This window comes from Bacteroides hominis (assembly GCF_033042785.2).
GTDB lineage: Bacteria > Bacteroidota > Bacteroidia > Bacteroidales > Bacteroidaceae > Bacteroides > Bacteroides hominis.
Genome location: NZ_CP178829.1, coordinates 1,511,466 through 1,530,863, shown reverse-complemented (window position 1 = coordinate 1,530,863; position 19,398 = coordinate 1,511,466). Strand labels below are relative to the sequence as shown.

13 protein-coding genes are annotated in these 19,398 nt (G+C 42.2%); 6 read left to right on the top strand and 7 right to left on the bottom strand.

Annotation, left to right across the window (positions count from 1 at the left end; translation table 11 throughout):
* Nucleotides 1-87 precede the first annotated feature (87 nt).
* Nucleotides 88-1,386, top strand: coding sequence for a UDP-N-acetylmuramoyl-tripeptide--D-alanyl-D-alanine ligase (locus tag R3O62_RS06470; protein ID WP_005822912.1), 1,299 nt, complete (start codon nucleotides 88-90; stop codon nucleotides 1,384-1,386).
* Between the two features lie 4 nt (nucleotides 1,387-1,390).
* Here R3O62_RS06470 and R3O62_RS06465 read toward each other — a convergent pair whose 3' ends face one another.
* The gene (locus R3O62_RS06465; protein WP_005779039.1) at nucleotides 1,391-1,783 is read right to left on the bottom strand and encodes a VanZ family protein; all 393 of its coding nucleotides are present in this window, start codon (nucleotides 1,781-1,783) and stop codon (nucleotides 1,391-1,393) included.
* 104 nt (nucleotides 1,784-1,887) lie between these two features.
* Here R3O62_RS06465 and R3O62_RS06460 point away from each other — a divergent pair, with 104 nt between their 5' ends.
* Entirely contained in the window at nucleotides 1,888-3,255 is a 1,368-nt protein-coding gene (locus R3O62_RS06460; RefSeq protein WP_005811883.1) for a sodium-dependent transporter, read from the top strand.
* Between the two features lie 2 nt (nucleotides 3,256-3,257).
* On the top strand, nucleotides 3,258-4,160 hold the full coding sequence (locus R3O62_RS06455) for a ComEA family DNA-binding protein (protein ID WP_234212450.1): 903 nt from the start codon (nucleotides 3,258-3,260) through the stop codon (nucleotides 4,158-4,160).
* Here the strand turns inward: R3O62_RS06455 and R3O62_RS06450 are convergent, their stop codons facing one another.
* The 3 genes from R3O62_RS06450 to R3O62_RS06440 are packed head-to-tail and all read right to left on the bottom strand — an operon-like array spanning nucleotide 4,161 to nucleotide 7,661.
* Nucleotides 4,161-4,811 carry an ABC transporter ATP-binding protein gene (locus R3O62_RS06450; RefSeq protein WP_005779045.1) on the bottom strand — a complete coding sequence of 217 codons (651 nt, stop codon included), beginning with the start codon at nucleotides 4,809-4,811 and terminating at the stop codon, nucleotides 4,161-4,163.
* A 4-nt stretch (nucleotides 4,812-4,815) separates the two neighbouring features.
* Complete coding sequence (locus R3O62_RS06445; protein WP_005811888.1) at nucleotides 4,816-5,544, bottom strand: tRNA threonylcarbamoyladenosine dehydratase; 729 nt, start codon at nucleotides 5,542-5,544, stop codon at nucleotides 4,816-4,818.
* Nucleotides 5,526-7,661, bottom strand: a complete 2,136-nt coding sequence (locus R3O62_RS06440; RefSeq protein WP_005811889.1) for a cation:proton antiporter — start codon at nucleotides 7,659-7,661, stop codon at nucleotides 5,526-5,528. The genes R3O62_RS06445 and R3O62_RS06440 overlap by 19 nt, the downstream gene beginning before the upstream one ends.
* A 198-nt stretch (nucleotides 7,662-7,859) precedes the next feature.
* On the opposite strand from R3O62_RS06440, the gene R3O62_RS06435 reads away from it, so the two are divergent.
* Nucleotides 7,860-8,870 carry an aspartate-semialdehyde dehydrogenase gene (locus R3O62_RS06435; protein WP_032531107.1) on the top strand — a complete coding sequence of 337 codons (1,011 nt, stop codon included), beginning with the start codon at nucleotides 7,860-7,862 and terminating at the stop codon, nucleotides 8,868-8,870.
* Between the two features lie 50 nt (nucleotides 8,871-8,920).
* Here the strand turns inward: R3O62_RS06435 and R3O62_RS06430 are convergent, their stop codons facing one another.
* From R3O62_RS06430 to R3O62_RS06420, 3 genes are all read right to left on the bottom strand, one after another.
* Complete coding sequence (locus R3O62_RS06430; RefSeq protein WP_005811892.1) at nucleotides 8,921-10,780, bottom strand: RagB/SusD family nutrient uptake outer membrane protein; 1,860 nt, start codon at nucleotides 10,778-10,780, stop codon at nucleotides 8,921-8,923.
* Nucleotides 10,781-10,793: 13 nt separating this feature from the next.
* Complete coding sequence (locus R3O62_RS06425) at nucleotides 10,794-14,276, bottom strand: SusC/RagA family TonB-linked outer membrane protein (protein ID WP_269110175.1); 3,483 nt, start codon at nucleotides 14,274-14,276, stop codon at nucleotides 10,794-10,796.
* Between the two features lie 462 nt (nucleotides 14,277-14,738).
* Nucleotides 14,739-15,587, bottom strand: coding sequence for a hypothetical protein (locus R3O62_RS06420; protein ID WP_005783329.1), 849 nt, complete (start codon nucleotides 15,585-15,587; stop codon nucleotides 14,739-14,741).
* Between the two features lie 1,141 nt (nucleotides 15,588-16,728).
* Here R3O62_RS06420 and R3O62_RS06415 point away from each other — a divergent pair.
* Both R3O62_RS06415 and R3O62_RS06410 read left to right on the top strand, forming a co-directional pair.
* Nucleotides 16,729-17,898, top strand: a complete 1,170-nt coding sequence (locus tag R3O62_RS06415; protein WP_005811900.1) for an exo-beta-N-acetylmuramidase NamZ family protein — start codon at nucleotides 16,729-16,731, stop codon at nucleotides 17,896-17,898.
* A gap of 43 nt (nucleotides 17,899-17,941) precedes the next feature.
* Entirely contained in the window at nucleotides 17,942-19,390 is a 1,449-nt protein-coding gene (locus R3O62_RS06410; RefSeq protein WP_269110173.1) for a sodium:solute symporter, read from the top strand.
* Nucleotides 19,391-19,398 lie beyond the last annotated feature (8 nt).

The window sequence follows — 19,398 nt, the reverse complement described above, 5'->3', positions numbered from 1 at the left end:
AAATGTAATTTTGCAGCAACAACAGAAGAGGGTGTTACTAAAGTCTGTGATGAGCTTTTGCAACACCCTCCGTAAAAACGGATTATTATGAAACTTTCTGCTCTCTACCAGATATTCCTGGATTGTGCCGTAGTGACCACCGACAGCCGTAACTGCCCTGAAGGTTCACTGTTTATTGCCTTGAAAGGCGAATCGTTCAACGGAAATGCTTTTGCCGCCCAGGCTTTGAAGGACGGTTGTGCCTATGCTGTGGTGGATGAAGCGGAATATGCTCCGGAAGATAATAAACACATCATACTTGTGGACAACTGTCTGCAAACCCTGCAACAACTTGCCAATTACCATCGCCGGCAGTTGGGTACGAAGGTGATCGGTATCACCGGAACCAACGGTAAGACGACGACTAAAGAATTGATTTCTGCTGTTCTGGCGAAAGCCCACAATGTGCTTTACACGGAAGGTAACCTGAACAACCACATTGGTGTACCGATGACCTTGCTTCGCCTAAAGGCGGAACACGACCTGGCAGTGATCGAGATGGGGGCTAACCATCCGGGAGAGATTAAGTTTCTGGTACATATTGCTGAACCGGATTATGGAATCATCACCAACGTGGGTAAGGCCCATTTAGAGGGTTTCGGTTCATTCGAAGGAGTGATTCGGACAAAAGGGGAATTATATGACTACCTCCGTGAGAAGGATGATTCTACCGTATTCATCCACCATGATAATGTTTATCTGATGGACATCTCACGGGGGCTGAACCTGATTCCTTACGGAAGTGAAAATTCGCTGTACGTCAACGGCCACGTAACCGGTAATTCTCCTTACCTGACTTTCGAATGGAAAGCAGGCAAAGATGGAAATTTACATCAGGTACAAACACAACTTATCGGTGAATATAACTTTCCGAATGCACTGGCTGCCGTCACGATCGGACGATTCTTTGGAGTAGAATCCTCAAAGATAGATGAAGCTTTGGCCGGATATACTCCCCGCAACAACCGTTCGCAACTAAAAAAGACCGCGGATAATACACTGATTATAGATGCTTACAATGCCAATCCGACCAGTATGATGGCCGCTCTGCAGAACTTCCGTAACATGACTGTGGAACGGAAAATGCTGATATTAGGTGATATGCGCGAGTTAGGAGCAGAAAGCGCAGCCGAACACCATAAAATCGTAGAATACCTGCAAGAGTGTTCGTTTGAAAAAGTCCTGCTGGTAGGAGAATTATTTGCATCAACCAATCCTCCCTATCCTACATATGCTAACGCACAGGAATTAATAAAGGACTTGCAAACGGAAAAACCCCAAGGCTACACCATCCTGATTAAAGGCTCAAATGGCATTAAGCTAAGTACGGTCGTAGAGTTCCTATAATAAGTTACTTTGGATCTACCATCCGTGGACGAACCACAAAATACCCTATCAGACTGGCCAATACCGCTCCTGTGGTATTGGCGGCAAAGTCCAACCAATCTCCTCCGCGATAAGTAGTGCAATATTCCTGTAGCAATTCTACACATCCACTGAATAATACAGGACAAACGAAAGCTCCTACCCATGCATGCCATATCGGGGTATGATCTCTACGGTGTGCCCGCAAAAACTCCAGCCACAACATACCGGACATGCCGAAGTACATACAAATATGAACAATCTTATCGATATTAGGAATTTTACTGATCTCCGTTGAAGGAGGTTTAAAGAACGATAAATAGATGACCGCAAGAATAATAAAGAGCGATACGGGATATTTCTTAATATAAGATAGCATACCTAAATAAATTACAGATGAGTCGCAAATATAAGGAACATTTTCTATATTTGCACGTTTAAAACAATAAAATCTATCGAATTGTAAGATAACATACGCTTTCTATGACAAAAAAAGACAGAGGTAATTTTGGTAGTAAATTAGGTGTGATATTAGCTTCTGCAGGTTCAGCTGTCGGGCTGGGTAATATATGGAGATTCCCTTATGAAACAGGTAATCATGGAGGAGCAGCTTTTATCCTTATTTACCTGGGATGTATCCTTCTACTGGGGTTACCTATTATGATAGCCGAATTCTTAATCGGACGACACTCACAAGCCAACACCGCCCGTGCCTACCAGATACTGGCTCCGGGCACTCAATGGCGTTGGGTAGGGCGAATGGGAGTTTTGGCAGGATTCCTTATTCTTGGCTATTACTCCGTAGTAGCAGGATGGACATTAGAGTATATATTTGAGGCTGTCAGCAATAGTTTTGCAGGTAAAACTCCGGCAGAGTTCATCTCTTCTTTCCAAAGCTTCTCCAGCAATCCCTGGCGTCCGGCCTTGTGGCTCACTCTGTTTTTACTCGCTACCCACTTCATCATTGTAAAAGGAGTGGAGAAGGGTATCGAAAAGTCATCCAAAATTATGATGCCGACCCTTTTCATCATTATTCTTGTATTGGTGGGATGTTCCGTCACTTTACCCGGAGCAAGCAGAGGCATCGAATTTCTACTGAAACCGGATTTCAGCAAAGTGGACGGTAACGTGTTTCTGGGAGCTATGGGACAGGCATTCTTTTCGCTTAGTCTGGGCATGGGATGTCTATGTACCTATGCTTCTTATTTCAGCAAAGACACCAACCTAACCCGGACTGCTTTCAGTGTAGGCATTATCGATACATTTGTAGCTGTACTGGCGGGATTTATCATCTTCCCTGCGGCTTTCTCGGTAGGCATCCAGCCGGATGCAGGTCCAAGCTTGATCTTCATCACCCTGCCCAATGTATTCCAACAGGCTTTCAGTGGAATACCTGTCCTGGCATACATCTTTTCGGTGATGTTTTACGTATTGTTGGCATTGGCGGCCCTTACTTCTACCATCTCGTTGCATGAAGTAGTAACGGCCTACTTACACGAAGAATTCAACTTTACCCGGGGAAAAGCGGCCCGGTTGGTGACTGCCGGTTGTATTCTGCTGGGGATACTCTGTTCACTCTCTTTGGGAGTTACCAAAGATTTCACCATATTCGGATTAGGCATGTTTGACTTATTTGACTTCGTGACCGCCAAACTGATGTTGCCGTTAGGAGGATTGCTTATCTCCATCTTTACCGGATGGTATCTGGACAAGAAGCTTGTCTGGTCGGAAATAACCAATAATGGTACACTGAAAGTACCTATCTATAAACTGATTATCTTTATTCTGAAATATGTAGCCCCGATTGCCATTTCAGTAATCTTCATCAATGAACTGGGGCTGCTGAAATAAAAATGTGGAAAGACTTCTTTTACTTTACACGTACAGAACGGCAAGGTATCCTGATACTTGCCGTTTTGTGTATACTGGTATTCATTGGCGGATGGTTGATACCCGACAAAGAGAATACCGCCACGAACGATACTGAGAAATTCAAAAAGGAATATGCAGAGTTCATGGCCTCCATACAAGAGAAAAAAGAAAGAGGATATACACACAACAGCCACTTCCGGCGCCGACGGGAAATAGTTCTGACACCTTTCGATCCTAACACAATAGATTCTACAGGATTTCTCAACTTAGGGATTCCTGCATGGATGGCAAAGAATATACTCAGATACAGAAATAAAGGAGGAAAATTCCGCCGGGTAGAAGACTTCCGGAAAGTATATGGATTGACACAAGAACAATACGCCACTCTCCAGCCTTATATCCGTATAGCTCCGATCATAGAACAAAAAGATACATTTCACCTCTACATCCGGAAAGCGGAGAAGGATACACTGAAAGACTTTAAATACGAGGCCGGAACAGTAGTCGAACTGAACCAGGCAGATACTACAGAATTGAAAAAGATTCCCGGCATCGGTAGTGGGATTGCGCGTATGATAACAGGATATCGCAAACGATTAGGTGGATTCTACGATATAGCCCAGTTGGAAGAGATACATCTCGATGTGGATAAACTCCGTCCCTGGCTCTGTGTGACAGCCGGAACGACTCAACGAATAAACCTCAACAAAGCCGGCATTGAACGACTCAGAGCTCATCCCTATATCAACTTTTATCAAGCCAAAGTAATCGTAGAATACAGAAAGAAAAAAAGAACATTGAAGAGCCTGAAACAATTATCCCTTTACGAAGAATTCACGACTCAGGATCTGGAACGGATCAGTCATTACGTCTGTTTTGAATAATCAGATGATCTTTCCATCCACCATATGAATCGTACGGTCGGTGATTTTTGCTAATGTTTCGTCATGTGTCACAATCACAAAGGTTTGTCCAAACCGGTTTCTCAGATCAAAAAAGAGTTGATGCAATTCTTCCTTGTTATGGGTGTCCAGACTTCCCGAAGGTTCATCGGCCAGAATAACCGCCGGCTGATTGATCAATGCACGAGCTACAGCTACCCGTTGTTTTTCTCCGCCCGAGAGTTCATTAGGCTTATGTGATGCACGCTCCGTCAATCCCATAAAATCAAGTATCTCCATGGCATGTATAGAAGCTTCTTTGGTAGACACACCCGCAATAAATGCAGGGATCATCACATTTTCCAATGCCGTGAACTCAGGCAGTAATTGATGGAACTGGAACACAAAGCCAATGTGTGTGTTCCGGAAAGCAGAAAGTTCCTTCTCCTTCATCTTGCTTACGTTCGTACCATCAACATTTATCGTACCTGTATCCGGACTATCCAAAGTCCCCATAATCTGAAGCAGTGTGGTCTTTCCGGCTCCGCTGGGACCTACGATACTTACTATCTCTCCTTTGGCTATCTCCAGATCTATCCCCTTCAACACCTGCAACGAACCGAAACTCTTGGTTATACCTTCTAAATGAATCATAATCTTACAATCTTTTTATAACGTACTCTGCCAGATAACAGCCAAACACAGCCGGCATATAACTCACTGTTCCACAAGTCGATTTCTTATTTCTCTCGTCCTCCGTCAGCAATACTGCTTTCGGATCGGCTTGTTCCGTACTAAAGACGACGGGCAACTTACGTTTCACTCCCATCTTTTGCAGACGTTTGCGGACAGCTTTGCTAAGACCGCAATGATACGTATCCCAAAGATCGGCAAAACGCACCTGAGTGATATCACTTTTCGCTCCGGCACCCATACTCGATACTATCTTTATACGGCGCTGAAGAGCGTGATAAATCAAGTAACACTTCGGACTGATGGTATCAATGGCATCAACTATAAAATCGTATTTTGAGGCATCCAGCAACTCCGGTATATTTTCGTCTTTCAGATAAACAGGCAATACGTTCAACTCTATCTCCGGATTAATATCCCTGAATCTTACTTCCAGCACCTTTGCTTTCTCCATACCCAAGGTGGCATGCGTAGCCGGTAGCTGGCGGTTGATATTAGTAGGTTGCACAGTATCGGCATCCACTATCGTCATTCGGCCTACACCTGCACGGCAAATCATTTCGGCCGCATAAGCGCCTACTCCACCTAACCCAACAACCAACACATGTGATTTTCTTAAACGTTCCGTTTTCTCTTCTCCTAAAAGAAGTTTAGTTCTCTGCTGCCAGTTTTCCATCAATTCTTTTTTAACCATTTATAGAACCATTTACCTACCTTATCGTAATGCTGAGATTCGTTGTACCCCCGTGGATCAGAAAAAGAAACTATCTCCTGAGGCTCGCCAAACTGATCGGGATACAGGATGATCAAGCTGTTGTTAGAAAAATATTTGCTAAGCTGGTTGGGTAACCGCTCAAACGCAGGATCATACGAAATAGATCCGCGCCGCGCACTGATAATCACTAACAAATGATCAAAATTCACTTGCCCGGTCAGCAAAAGCAGGTCGTCCCATTCATCCAGTCTGGAAAATTCGGTGGGAGTACTTCCATACTTCTTCTTCACTAACTGCTGTAACCGCATCAGGGTCTGCTCATTGGCAAAGAAATGTACCCGACAACCCAACAGACTTCCCATACGGCAGAAATGTTCCACCCATTTAGAGAACCCGGTCTCGTATTCAGCTTTTGGGGGTACGGCAATAATGATCCGCCGAAGTGTATTGACCGGCATAAGGAACTTGGCAATAATCACTTCCCGGTGAGTACCTTTCAGCAAACTCTCAGCCAGATTACCAAAGAATGAATCGACAATATTTGCCTTACGGTGCAGACCGATTACTACGTCCGTCGCATCATACTCTTTAATGGTATGGATAATGCCTGAAGCAATATTAAGGTCGTAACGACTCACCATATTAACCGAAACATCGGCAGCGGCAGCAATCATTGCTGCTTTTTCCAGATTCCGTTTACCCTGTAACTCCTTATTTTCCGAGTTGTTATTATCATTAATTACGTTGAGTGCAATCAGTTCTTTCTTCTGTTTGGTATCTCTGATAACCAATGCGAGGTTAATCAGCTCTTCAATAGTATCCGGATTCGCTACCGGAATCAGGATTTGTTCCTGTTCTGTTCTCTCCTTGTTATCTTCGAACTGCATCTCTTCATGCAAAGCGAAACGTCGTGCAGAGCGTTCGGTCACAAGTGAGCTGATTACGCATGTAAAGAGAATCATCACCACCGTACCGTTCAGCACATCGTCATTCAGCAAACGTTCTCCATTCTCCATTATAATGCCATGCCCTATCAGTACTGCTGCCAGAGTAGCAGCCGCCTGCGCATTGCTCAAACCGAACATCATGCTCCGCTCATTGGGCTGCATACGATAAATCTTCTGTGTAATCCAGGCAGCGAGCCATTTACTCAAAGTAGCGAATACGGTCATCACTACCGCAACCTTTAAAGCTTCGCCTCCGGCAAACAAAGTGCGGACATCGATAATCATCCCCACACCAATAAGAAAATAGGGAATAAACAAAGCGTTTCCGACAAATTCCAAACGATTCATCAAAGGAGAGACATGCGGAATGAGACGATTCAGTACCAACCCTGCAAGGAAAGCCCCCAAAATGCCCTCCATGCCAACAAACTCCATCAAGCCGCTACCCAAAAACACCATTGCAAGTACAAAAACAAATTGCATCACGCTATCATCGTACTTACGGAAAAACCAACGGCCGATACGCGGAAAAAAGAATACGATCAAAAAACTCAGGAATGCAACCTTTGCCACCAGCAGAATCCAGAACATGCCGTCGACAGTCCCTTTATACATACCTCCAATGACAGCCAGAATAATCAAAGCCAAGGTAACGGTTACGGCTGTCCCTCCAATCGTTATATTTACACTTCTTAGCTTAGATAGGCCATAACGACTGATAATGGGATAGGCAATCAATGTATGGGAAGCATACATGCTGGCCAAGAGCACAGCTGTGGTAAATCCATATCCCAACAACTCCATACTGCTCCATACGCCCAATGCCATCGGAATAATAAATGTAAACCATCCAAAGACCAGCCCTTTGGTCCGGTTCTTCTTAAAATCTTCCATGTCCATCTCTAACCCGGCCAGAAACATGATATAGTAGAGTCCCACTTTCCCAAACAGCTCAAAACTACTATCCCGTTCGAGAACATTGAAACCATATTCACCAATAACTACCCCGGCCAGAATCATACCAATGATATGGGGGATATGCAAGCGTCCCAGTATCATCGGCGCAAATAGAATAATGATCAGAACCAAGAAAAACACCCATGTAGGGTCTGTTATCGGAAGTTGTAAACTGAGATCAAACCAGTGCATATATCGGGATTTTTGTATTTAACTGCAAAATAACAAAAAAGTTATCACACCGCCAATTCATTAGGAAAGAGATTTTCAATGAGAAATCTTCTCCCTAAAATGCTTATTATATTGCAAAATGTTATAATTTTGCAGCCAAATCCTTACGATTGATTTAAATTGTAGAGGATGAGTATTCACATAAAACAAAAGAAAAAGATGAAAGTAGCTATTGTTGGCGTAAGCGGAGCCGTAGGACAAGAGTTCCTGCGCGTGCTCGATGAGAGAAATTTCCCGTTGGACGAGTTAGTTTTGTTCGGCTCTAAACGTAGTGCCGGGACCAAATATACTTTCCGCGGTAAACAGATCGAGGTCAAACTTCTGCAACACAACGATGACTTTAAAGGGGTGGACATTGCTTTCACTTCGGCCGGTGCAGGCACATCTAAGGAATTCGAGAAAACCATTACCCAATATGGTGCGGTAATGATCGATAATTCCAGCGCTTTCCGTATGGATACAGATGTACCTTTGGTGGTGCCCGAAGTGAATGCAGCCGATGCTAAAGATCGTCCGCGCGGCGTGATCGCTAACCCGAATTGCACAACCATCCAGATGGTTGTCGCACTGAAAGCCATCGAAGAGCTTTCTCATATAAAAACCGTGCATGTATCTACTTATCAGGCAGCCAGTGGTGCCGGCGCAGCCGCTATGGACGAACTTTATGAACAGTATCGCCAGGTTTTGGCCAATGAACCTGTCACTGTTGAGAAGTTTGCATACCAACTGGCTTTCAATCTGATTCCTCAGATTGACGTATTTACAGAAAACGGATATACAAAAGAAGAAATGAAGATGTTTAACGAAACCCGAAAAATCATGCATTCTGACGTAAAGGTTAGTGCTACTTGCGTACGTGTTCCGGCACTTCGTGCACATTCCGAAAGCATCTGGGTAGAAACAGAACGTCCTATTTCCGTAGAAGAGGCTCGTGAAGCTTTTGCCAAAGGCGAAGGATTGGTACTTCAGGACAATCCGGCAGAAAAAGACTATCCGATGCCGCTGTTCCTGGCAGGCAAAGACCCTGTTTACGTTGGCCGTATCCGCAAAGACTTGACCAATGACTGCGGACTGACTTTCTGGATTGTAGGTGACCAGATTAAGAAAGGTGCCGCACTGAACGCTGTTCAGATTGCCGAATACCTGATTAAAGAAGGAAATATCGGATAAGCCAAAATATTCATATCAAAAAAGGGGAAGCAATTGCTTCCCCTTTTTATTTACTTATTCTCCCAACCGGGAGTTTGACTCAATTTATAGCCTTGATCGGCATACTGATCGATTTGTGCTTTGCCCACAGGAGCCAAATAACATTCATCGCCAAACACATCACGGGCTACCGCCTTCAGCGGAACAAAGAAGCCAACCATATCGTCAGCATTACTACCATCATAAGTAACCACGGTACCGTCCATCTTGCGAACCTGATAAGCGGTATACTTTCCGTCTTTACCCTGTTCCAGATATGAAGGAAGTTCTTCTTTCAGGTTAATCCACAATCCTAACATTGTATCCGGGTATTTATTATTATCCATATAGTCGAGTTTCTTCCAACGTCTGATATCGGCCAAACGAGTATGCTCGTATACAAATTCCATACGACGTTCACGACGGATCTCCCAAATCAAAGCAGGCACATCGGCATCACGATCGGGTGCAAAAGCTTCAGTGATATCGGCAAGTTTCATCGGAGCTGTTTTCTGTACCCCTTTAGCAATAGCCTCAGCGTCGAGATCTCTATTACGAATCGCATTGATTGAAATATCAATATCACCTTGTGTGACTGCCGCTTCTCCCATGATTGCCAACTCTGCTTTAGCTTCTATCCAGTTCAAAAGCACTTCGGAATAACGCATAACAGGAGCATCGTTGGTGTTGGTCATGCTTCCGTACTGAGGTGGTATAGTTGCAGCATTCCAGTATGTTGGCCCGGTGCGGTCGATAAATTTGCAAGCGTATAAAAGCGTACTGGCCTGTACTCTCGGTTCATCCCAGAAGGTAGCTTCAAAACGGGGATCACGGGTTTTAACCATGTGTTTGATATCCAGTTTCGCGGCATCAGGCACTGCTGATGCTTCATACGGTTTACCATCATTACATAAGAATGACTTAGCCAATGCCAGATTAGGAGACGGGGACTGCCCCTCGTAACCATTCGAATAAGAAGCCACATGATGTGTCGCATTCGCAGCATCATAGTGCCTGTACATCAACATCTCTTTGTGTCCCTTCAAGTCCTGAGAACCGAACAGGCTTCTGAAATCTCCGGAAATCGCATATTTCCCGGTACCAATCACATAATCACCCGCTTCCTTGGCAAATTCCAGATATTTTTTTGCCAATGCCTGATCTAAATTATGATATTTCTGCCAAGTGCCTTCATACAACATAATCCGGGTAATAAAGCCGGCTGCTATGTCTTTATTCAAATACATCGCACCGTCTGACAAACGAAGATTCTCAAAAGCAAACTTCAAATCATCATAAACTTTCTCCATGACTTCAGCTCTCGGCGTCCTGTCTTTATACATTTGAGCTGCGTCTGTCTCCACAAAAACCTTATCAAAATAGGGGACGTCTCCAAAAGACCAGACCAAACGATGATATTCGAATGCCCGGAAGAAGCGGGCAACCCCCATCCAGTGATTGTATGCTTCTTCTGTCAGATTTACTTTGCCATACATATCAAGTCTGTCGATCATCGTATTAATTTTACGTACCCATGCAAAATTCCAAGTTGCACTTCCATACTTAGTCAACCAAAGGTCGCTACCGGTAGACAAGCTGCTCGATCCCCTGCTGGACGGAACGGCATTTTCCATCACAGACTGCTTCCCTGCCCATGCGTTATCATCCGAGAAATAATATCCACGCAACGGAGCATAATCCACTCCCCATGTATTGTTATAGCCAACAAAGTAATTAGGATAACATTCATTGGCATACAGACGGAAATCTGTTTCGCTTCGCCAATAGTTCGTATCAACCGGTTTCGTCAACTGAGGACGGTCTAACACATCATCGCAACTGGTGAAACTCAGTGCGGCAAGTGAAAGTAAAGTAAATATATATTTTTTCATATTGTTCTTTATTTTAGAAATTCAACTGAATACCAACGGACAAGCTCTTAAAAGTAGGAGTTCCGACACCGGTACGACCCGAATTATAATTATCTGTATTAAACATCGAAAATCCTTGTACCTCTTCCGGATCGATAGGCAGACCATTCAAATTATCCCAAGTCACAAAGTTCTCTAAAGACATATAGATACGCGCTTTCTGCATCCGCACTTTTCGTAGGATATCGGCAGGTATGGAGTAACCTATCGTGATATTTTTCATTCTCAAATAAGACATATCGAGAAGGTAACGCGACTGAGTTACCATATTCAAAGAGTTATTGGAACCGGCTAAATTGTAAGGACGCGGATAAAAAGCATCAGTACGGTCTTCCCGCCAATAATTTCCGGCAATAGCCTGAGGCATGGCACCATCCGAAGAGTTATATCCGGCAATGGCAAGAAAACCATTACCCCAAACTTCGCGTTTACCAACACCTTGGAAGAATACAGAAAAATCAAACCCCTTATAGTCGGCTCCCAAACGGAAACCATATTCATAGCGCGGAGTGGAATTACCGATTACTTTACGGTCACCCGGATCATCGACTGTTCCACTTCCGGAATCGATCAATCCGTCGCCATTCAAATCAGCAAATTTTACGTCACCCGGACCAAAAACAAAGTTGCCACTCTGCAAAAAGTCCTGATAAACAGGATTATCCCCTTTCAGTTTATTCACTTTTTTAGCACCTTTAGTTCCCTGAGCAACCTCTTTACCATTCAAAGCCCAAGTTGTTACAATCTGATCTCCATTATATACGAAATCATCTTTCTGATATAGACGTTCCGTCTGATATCCCCAGATCTCTCCATACTTTTTACCAACATACCAATCACTAACGACCCGGGTATCACTATATTTTGTAATCTCTGTTTCAGCATCAGACAGGGTAGCCATCGCATTTATACCTAATCCGTTAGAAAAACGGTGATTGTAATCAAGTGCGATTTCCCATCCTCTGGTTCTCAAAGAACCAAAATTTCCTTTCGGGGCTCCGGTACCAAACGCCAAAGTAACACCGGCACCCGGGACAATCATATTTTTTGTATCACGTTGATACCAGTCAACAGTTAAACCGAGTTCGCCATCCAGAAAACGTGCATCCAAGCCAACATCGACAGTCTGAATGTCCTGCCAAGTGATGTTACTTGCCACTGCACTGGGTGTACTTACATAAACCAGCTTATTTCCACTCTCGTCCAGCCAATTCAGTTGACCGGTAGACATGGTGGGGATATATAAAGAATTGGATACAGTCTGGTCACCGATAATACCCCACGACCCTCTGAATTTCAATGATGTGACAGCAGGTTTCATCCACTGCATGAAAGCTTCTTCACTTGCACGCCATCCGGCTGAAAAAGATGGGAACCATCGCCATTGCAAGTTATCCGGAAATTTGGAAGTTGCATCATAACGGAGATTAGCCTCCAATAAGTATCTATCCTTTAAAGCGTAATTGATACGTCCGAAGAACCCGAGTTGACCCTCCCAATCGTATCCTCCACTTGCCTCTTGTAAACCTACAGCGAGGTCAAACTGTGGATTGGTAATATCAGATAAGTCACCTTTCCGCGACCAGTTGTATTCTTCATCATAAGTCACCCGGTTCATGCCGACCAAGAACTTAAACGCATTATTCTTATCCACTTTCCAGTCATATGTAGTAGAAATATTCCAAGTGTCCTGGTTCGTTGTCTCAGAACGTCGATACATATGGTCGGGATTCGCTCCATGAGCCGTATACTCTGTCATACCTAATTTATAGGCAGGCATTGCTCCCGGAGTTCCGGCAGCAACTGTTTCACCGGCTTCATTGACATAAATACGATTACCACTGGCATCATTTTTAGCTACTGCTCCACCCCATGAATTAAGAGCTGTATAGCGGGTACCAGGAGTTTTAAGTACATATTCATTGGCAGCATGTGTATAGTCAATATCCAACTTCCAGTTTTTCATAATATTGACCGTAGCCCCTACGTTTACATTTATATAGTTGTATGCACGTGATGCCGTATTGGCTTGAGCTACTTCCGAATGCGGGCTGCGGATAATATTTCCTTCATCATCATACCCCATCGGCATGTTCGGTCCCCAGCGGTATAAATACAACCAAGGATCAGCAGTAGTAGAGGAGGTAGCATAGGCGTATCTCTTTTCACGTTTAGAATACATGGCTCCAGCTCTCACTGTGACATATTTATTAATATCGGTACTGATTCTCAAAGAACCATTATAGCGCTTAAAATCATCATCTTTCGCCGGTTTCATCAGTCCTGTTTGATCCAGATAACCGAAGCCAATATTATAAGTCGTACGTCCGCTTTTACCATTAACCGAGAGATTATGAGTCATTGAGGGAGTCCACTCTTTAATCATATAATCATATGGATCGAAAGTTCTCAAACCAATCTTACGGTTATTAGCGTCTACATACCAGTCACGACCATACACGTAAGGATCATTAGGACCTAACTTGCCACCATACTTTTGGTCCCACTCTTTGGCTTTGACAAGACCCTCTTCAGTAATCTGAACAAATGCACCGGCTACGGTTCCTCCCACACGTTTAAAAGCTTCGACCGAATACTCCAAGGCATCAATGCCTCCCATCTCCATTTTCTTGGAAATATTCTGCCAAGAAAAGTTTCCGGAGTAGCTCACATTTATACTTTCCTGCTTAGCTCCTTTTTTAGTAGTAATCAATACAACACCAAACGCAGCTTTTGCACCATAAATAGAAGATGCTGCCGCATCTTTCAAAACTGAAATAGATTCAATATCGTCCGGATTGACCATCTGAATACTTGGAATCTCAACATTGTCCATTAAAATAAGCGGAGCGGAACCTCCGTTAATAGACCCAATCTGGCCACGGATCTTCATGGTAGGATCCGAACCAATTTCTCCACTCGGGATTACAACAGAAAGTCCTGGTGTCGTTCCTTGCAAGCCACGTCCAACATCCGCAATCGGACGGCTACTTAGTGTTTTATTCACATCTACTGAAGCCACTGCACCTGTCAGGTTCTCTTTCTTTTGAGTGCCATAACCTACAACGACAACTTCATCCAAAAGCTCACTGTCTTCTGTCAAAATGATTTTCATTGTTCTTGTAGCTTTCACTTCATGTGGCTTATAGCCCACAAATGTGACTTTCAAGACAGCCCCGGGTTTAACATTTAAACTGAATTTGCCATTAATATCTGTAATAGTACCATTTGTTGTCCCTTTCTCTGAAACACTGGCACCAATAACAGGCTCTCCGTTTGCATCAGTCACTACACCACTAATAGCTTGCGACTGTAATTGTTCTGTCACTTCATAAGCACTGCCGGAAGCAGTTGAAGCAGCCACCGCATTACCACTGCCTATAAACAAAGCAGTTATTGCCACGGCCGTAAGGAGCTTGCTGTTTGCTAGTCCTCGTTTCTTGCGATCTTCATTCATAAAAGATAGATGATTAAATTGTTTGTTAATCGATTGATTTCTCAAAATGCAGGTAAGGTAAAATTAGGAAGTGGGAATCATCCCACCACAAGAGGTTGTTTATTCATCATAGGCTTCTTGTCATTTAAAGGTTTTAATTTTTATATTATCTCTATTATTGACTGAGTTAAAGTTCCATTAGAACTTTGGTTTTCGCCAGTTTAATTAATGTCAATTAGCTTTATGGTTCTTTTAAGAGATAAATTGTCCATTATTAACAAAGGTTCAAAACCCTTCCGAGTTTCATCATAGCAAAGATATATATTATTTTAATATCAAGAACAAATATTTATTATATTTTAGATTTATATCTATATATTCACATAGAGAGTGATATGACTTTAAGAGTTTTGGCTCATACTGACAGATAAAAATGCGGTATTTAAGAGTTCGAAACTATTATTTAGATATAGCTGTGTATTTTTAAGGTTCTTCAATGTTCATTGAATGAAATTCAATTAAGCCATTCATTGGAGTTTCTTCTATAACGTCAATCTCCACTCCAAATTCTCTGGCTACTTTACGCAAAGTATCTGAATACGCATAGGCAAGTGATCCTACAAACCGAATGGGATAATTCATATAATCGTATTGGCACACGCTACGGTTAAAGAAGCTTCGCAGATTATTGGTTAACAAATTATATACGTATTCATTGTCCATATAATCTCCTAAAAAATATGCAATCGTACCTAAAAAACGGTTAGGGAAAGGTAAATTATATACAGATTCCATCACATCATTGGCAGATATGCGAAATTTTTCATGGAATTCACTCGCCAATTCTTTGGGAGCTAATCCTTTAAGAAGATCAGCTAAAAATAGTTTTCCGAGAACAGCTCCACTGCCTTCGTCACCGAGAATATATCCTGCAGCTTTCACATTTTTGACAACGATTTTACCATCGTAAAAACATGAGTTCGATCCGGTACCTAAAATACAGGCAATTCCAGATTCACATTTGAATAGTCCTCGAGCCGCTGCCAACAAGTCACTTTCAACTTGGATAGGAGTTTTAAACTGTGCTACTAAGGAAGCACCTAAAATGTTTTTCTTTTCATATGAACTACATCCGGCACCATAATAATATACTTGGTCCAGTTTCTTTTTGAAGAAAGACTCCGGTAATCCCAGTCTGACACTTCTGCTAATTTCTCTTCTGGTCTGAAAGAAAGGGTTTAACCCCTCGGTAAACACACGTTGTACGAGATGATTGTCTTCAACCAATGCCCACTCTGTTCTTGTAGAACCACTTTCCGCAATAAGTTTCATTTCGCAGTTTTTTTTGATTTGGATACAAATATATAACATTTTTTGTAATTTAATTTATTTTGATCGGAAAGTTTTTCTATAACGCAATAACCACCCCAAAACTTTATTTATAGTTGGTAGAAAAATCCATGTGTTTTTTCTGCATATGCCGAATATTTGAGATCGTCAAAAACAATATTATTTAATATACTCTTTTATCCATAACCTAATATCCGAGAATCTTTTATATATATAATAATGTGATGATTATCTATATGCAATAGAAGTCATCAGTTCATTAAAAGACACTTTGATTTAACATAACATTGATGTTATGACTTATTTTAAAACTATCAATATCAAAAAACAGGTTGCCAGATACTTACAGGACCTGTGTTGGATTGGACGCATATTATTAGTGCCAATTAGAAGATTCACTACCCAGAACAGATGCAGATATATAAGTACACTAATTTTCATATAAGTTCTAATGGAACTTATCAGGAAGTTGGCATAAAGAACATTGCCTCATATCCTCAAGCAAACAGTAAATGACTAAACCAACAGTTCTTATACCCGTACAGAAGCTTTCCTTAAAGCAAATACTATCAAAGGATTAACTTCAAATGCCAACTATATATTTAACCTCAATAATACAGCCATTAAACCAGTAGATTGCCGACAGTGTATTGAAATTCCCAGGGAGAAAAAAATAAATACTTCTTCCCCCAACAGAAGTCAATGAAGATACAGAGTAGATCAGAACTCAGTACGTGACAATTCTCATGAACTAAATGCCCCAATGAAAGAAATATATCCGGCTATGTGAATACATTTTATGAACAACTCTTAGGATATGATAATGGCACAGGCTGCGGAGAATTATACTTTAAGACATTATCAATTGCGTAAAATCCGCAATTAGGCCTCAACATCCCCGGTTGGTAATCAGGGATACTCAGCAAAATACAAAGCCCATTCTATTCCTATAACGATTTGAACCATAGAAATAGGAAGAGTTTTATATTTTACCTTATAGCTTCAGACAAAGATTCAATTTGCAAATTATTGATTATAATATAAAATATATCTGAATATATGTTTTTGATATTAAAATAAAGACTATCTTTGCTACAAAGAAATTCCTGCTAATACTATTTTTATGAAAAAGATCCTACTTATACTCACTTTATTATGCAGTACTCTCTTTTGTCAGGCACAAAAGAAGGAGGTAATTGTAGGTGCCGAGCAAACCAATGAATACTTTCCTATCCTGAAAAATAAGCGAATAGCTATTTTTTCCAATCATACCGGAATGATAGGAAACAAGCATCTTCTGGATGTTTTGCTGGAAAACAAGTTCAATGTAGTCGCTATTTTCTCTCCCGAACATGGTTTCCGAGGGAATGCCGATGCCGGTGAGCATGTATCCAGTACAGTAGATTCAAAAACAGGAGTTCCCATTCTTTCTCTCTACGATGGAAAATCCAAGAAACCCAGTGAGAGTTCCATACGAAAGTTCGACATATTGATTGTAGACATACAAGATGTAGGGCTGCGCTTCTACACTTATTACATATCCATGGTACGGCTGATGGATGCCTGTTCTGAATACAACCGCAAGGTTCTTATCTTGGATCGCCCCAATCCGAACGGGCATTATGTCGATGGACCGATATTGGATATGAAATATAAATCAGGAGTAGGCGGATTACCTATTCCCATTGTACATGGAATGACACTGGGTGAGTTAGCCCTGATGGTCAACGGTGAGGGTTGGTTGCCCTCCTCACGGACTTGTGATGTGACAGTCATTCCTTGTAAGAACTACACTCACCAGACGATGTATCGCCTGCCCATTCCTCCTTCACCTAACCTGCCGAATATGAAAGCGATCTACCTATATCCTTCTACCTGCTTCTTTGAAGCGACCCCGGTAAGTCTGGGACGTGGGACCAGTTTACCTTTCCAAGTTTACGGACATCCTAATATGACCGGATATAACTACAGTTTTACTCCTCGGAGTGTCCCAGGAGCAAAGAACCCACCACAACTCAATAAATTGTGTCATGGAGTAAATCTAAGCAATCTCAGCGACGAAGATATATGGAAAAAAGGAGTAAACCTAACCTACATAATCGATGCCTATCGTAATCTAAATATGGGGGACCATTTCTTCAGACCATTTTTTGAGTTGCTGATCGGTACGGACTATGTACGTAAAATGATAGAAGAGGGCAAAAATGCCGACGAAATAAAAGCAAGATGGAAAGAGGATGTCGAGAAATTCAAAGTACAGCGAAAGCCTTATCTACTCTATCCAGACAATTGATTAACTCTTAACCGGAAATATTATATTCATTAATCTGAAAAGCATGACACCTATAGCGGTATTAATCACTATTGCTGCTTATTTCCTGATATTGTTTACCATTTCATACATTGCAGGAAGAAAAGCTGATAACGAAGGATTCTTTGTGGGTAACCGCAAATCGGCTTGGTATGTGGTAGCCTTTGCCATGATTGGTTCCAGCATATCCGGAGTCACCTTTGTATCGGTTCCCGGCATGGTTGGAGTCAGTAATTTCTCATATTTGCAAATGGTACTTGGTTTTGTAACCGGACAAATCGTTATAGCCTTTATTTTGATACCCTTGTTCTACCGGATGAATTTGGTATCCATTTATGAGTACTTGGAGAGCCGTTTCGGAACCTCTTCTTATAAGACAGGAGCATGGTTTTTCTTCATCTCCAAAATGCTGGGAGCAGCTGTACGGTTATTCCTCGTATGCCTCACATTACAATTTCTGGTTTTCGGACCTTTTCACATGCCTTTCATCCTGAATGTCATTCTCACAGTAACATTGGTCTGGCTCTACACATTCCGTGGAGGAGTGAAATCATTGATTTGGACTGATTCACTGAAAACATTCTGTCTGGTAGTATCCGTCGTATTATGTATTTACTACATTGCCACTGATCTGCGGCTCAGTTTCACAGAGATGATTTCCAGTATCTCCGACAGTTCCCTGTCACGTATGTTCTTTTTTGACGACGTAAATGACAAACGTTACTTCTTCAAGCAGTTTCTTGCCGGTGTGTTTACAATGATAGCCATGACAGGACTCGACCAAGATATGATGCAACGTAACCTAAGCTGCAAAAACTTCAAAGACTCACAAAAGAATATGATTACCAGCGGCATCTCCCAATTTTTCATCATCCTCTTATTTCTGATGCTGGGAGTACTGCTCTACATCTTCACGTCACGCCAGGGCATCACAAATCCGGCAAAAAGTGACGAGCTTTTCCCTATGATCGCTACAGGTGGATATTTTCCAGCCATTGTGGGCATCTTGTTCATCATTGGGTTGATTTCAGCAGCTTATTCCGCAGCAGGATCAGCCCTGACAGCACTGACTACCTCGTTCACCGTAGACATACTGGGAAGCAAAGGGAAAACAGAAAAGACTGTACAAAAGATACGTAAACGAGTACATATCGGCATGGCGGTCGTGATGGGAATTGTCATCTTCGTATTCAATCTACTGAATAATACCAGCGTTATTGATGCTGTCTACATCCTTGCCAGCTATACATATGGCCCTATTTTAGGCCTGTTCGCCTTTGGCATTTTTACTAAAAAACAAGTACGTGACCGATATATCCCCCTGGTAGCCATCCTCTCACCCATCCTCTGTTTCATTTTGCAAAAGAACTCGGAGACCTGGTTCAATGGTTATCAATTCAGTTACGAACTACTGATATTTAATGCTTTGTTCACTTTTATAGGACTATGCCTCCTGATTAAGAAAACCAATTAACTTAACAC

Excerpts from the sequence above, each read along its gene's own strand:
- R3O62_RS06470 (WP_005822912.1), top strand. The coding sequence starts at position 88 with ATGAAACTTTCTGCTCTCTACCAGATATTCCTGGATTGTGCCGTAGTG.
- R3O62_RS06465 (WP_005779039.1), bottom strand. The coding sequence starts at position 1,783 with ATGCTATCTTATATTAAGAAATATCCCGTATCGCTCTTTATTATTCTT.
- R3O62_RS06460 (WP_005811883.1), top strand. The coding sequence starts at position 1,888 with ATGACAAAAAAAGACAGAGGTAATTTTGGTAGTAAATTAGGTGTGATA.
- R3O62_RS06455 (WP_234212450.1), top strand. The coding sequence starts at position 3,258 with ATGTGGAAAGACTTCTTTTACTTTACACGTACAGAACGGCAAGGTATC.
- R3O62_RS06450 (WP_005779045.1), bottom strand. The coding sequence starts at position 4,811 with ATGATTCATTTAGAAGGTATAACCAAGAGTTTCGGTTCGTTGCAGGTG.
- R3O62_RS06445 (WP_005811888.1), bottom strand. The coding sequence starts at position 5,544 with ATGGTTAAAAAAGAATTGATGGAAAACTGGCAGCAGAGAACTAAACTT.
- R3O62_RS06440 (WP_005811889.1), bottom strand. The coding sequence starts at position 7,661 with ATGCACTGGTTTGATCTCAGTTTACAACTTCCGATAACAGACCCTACA.
- R3O62_RS06435 (WP_032531107.1), top strand. The coding sequence starts at position 7,860 with ATGAAAGTAGCTATTGTTGGCGTAAGCGGAGCCGTAGGACAAGAGTTC.
- R3O62_RS06430 (WP_005811892.1), bottom strand. The coding sequence starts at position 10,780 with ATGAAAAAATATATATTTACTTTACTTTCACTTGCCGCACTGAGTTTC.
- R3O62_RS06425 (WP_269110175.1), bottom strand. The coding sequence starts at position 14,276 with ATGAATGAAGATCGCAAGAAACGAGGACTAGCAAACAGCAAGCTCCTT.
- R3O62_RS06420 (WP_005783329.1), bottom strand. The coding sequence starts at position 15,587 with ATGAAACTTATTGCGGAAAGTGGTTCTACAAGAACAGAGTGGGCATTG.
- R3O62_RS06415 (WP_005811900.1), top strand. The coding sequence starts at position 16,729 with ATGAAAAAGATCCTACTTATACTCACTTTATTATGCAGTACTCTCTTT.
- R3O62_RS06410 (WP_269110173.1), top strand. The coding sequence starts at position 17,942 with ATGACACCTATAGCGGTATTAATCACTATTGCTGCTTATTTCCTGATA.